Raw genomic sequence first — 1295 nt, forward strand, 5'->3', positions numbered from 1 at the left:
CGGCCAGAGCGGCAGGGTCAGCGCGCCCGCCGCGAGCAGGACCGCCGCCCGCCAGGTCATCGCGGTGTCGGCACGGTGGCCAGCACCGTGTCCAGCACCGCGTCGACGCCGACGCCCTCCAGCTCGACCTCGGGCCGCAGCCGCAGCCGGTGCCGCAGCGTCGGCCGGGCGACCGCCTTCACGTCGTCCGGCACGACGTGCTCCCGGCCGGCCAGCCAGGCCCACGCCTTCGCCGTGTTGAGCAGCGCGGTCGCGCCCCGGGGGGAGGCGCCCAGCTCCAGCGCCGGGGTGCTGCGGGTGGCCCGGCACAGGTCCACGATGTAGCCGAAGAGCGGCTCGGCCATGTGCACCCGGCCCACCGCCGCCCGGGCCGCCGCCAGGTCCGCCGCGGTGGCCACCGGTCGTACGCCGGCGGCGAACAGGTCGCGCGGGTCGAAACCGGCGTGGTGCGCCCGGAGCACCCCCAGCTCCTCCTCCCGGCTGGGCAGCGGCACGGTGAGCTTGAGCAGGAACCGGTCCAGCTGCGCCTCGGGCAGCGGGTAGGTGCCCTCGTACTCGACCGGGTTCTGGGTGGCGGCGACGATGAACGGGTCGGGCAGCGGACGCCGGTTGCCCTCCACCGAGACCTGCCGCTCCTCCATCACCTCCAGCAGCGCCGACTGGGTCTTCGGCGGGGTGCGGTTGATCTCGTCGGCGAGCAGCAGGTTGGTGAAGACCGGCCCCTCGCGGAAGGTGAACGCGGCGGTGTGCGGGTCGAAGATCAGCGACCCGGTGACGTCGCCGGGCATCAGGTCGGGGGTGAACTGCACCCGCTTGGAATCCAGGTCCAGAGCGGTGGCCAGGGTGCGTACGAGCAGGGTCTTGGCCACCCCGGGCACGCCCTCCAGCAGCACGTGCCCACGGCAGAGCAGGGCGATCACCAGACCGGTGACGACGGCGTCCTGCCCGACGACCGCCTTGGCGACCTCGGCGCGCAACCGGTGCAGGGCGGCGCGGGCGTCGTCGGGGCCGGCGGTCAGCGGCTCGGCGGTTCCGGCGGGTCGGGTCACCGGGGGTCTCCTTCGGCTCGGTGCGGGTGCGGGGCCGCGACGGACGGCGGCGCGTCGGCGGGGTACGGGGCGACGGTACGGGTCACCCGGTCCAGCGAGCGGGCCAGCTCCAGCAGGTCCTGGTCGGTCTCGGGCCCGCCGCCGTACAGCAGTTCCTCGGTCGGTCCCGGGCCGTCGCCGGTCCGGGCGGCGACCGCGGCGGCCACCTCGGCCGGCGTGGTCGCCGCGGGCAGATTCAGCCGGGGC

1 protein-coding gene and 1 pseudogene are annotated in these 1295 nt (G+C 75.9%); both read right to left on the reverse strand.

Features of this window, described 5'->3' with window-relative positions; genetic code table 11:
- Positions 1 to 56: 56 nt before the first annotated feature.
- Complete coding sequence (locus NCC78_RS31715) at positions 57 to 1049, reverse strand: AAA family ATPase (protein WP_250799131.1); 993 nt, start codon at positions 1047 to 1049, stop codon at positions 57 to 59.
- A pseudogene (locus NCC78_RS31720) lies at positions 1046 to 1295 on the reverse strand (hypothetical protein); the annotation flags it as partial. The pseudogene NCC78_RS31720 and the gene NCC78_RS31715, both read right to left, overlap by 4 nt.

This window comes from Micromonospora phytophila, from assembly GCF_023656545.1.
Lineage (GTDB): Bacteria > Actinomycetota > Actinomycetes > Mycobacteriales > Micromonosporaceae > Micromonospora > Micromonospora phytophila.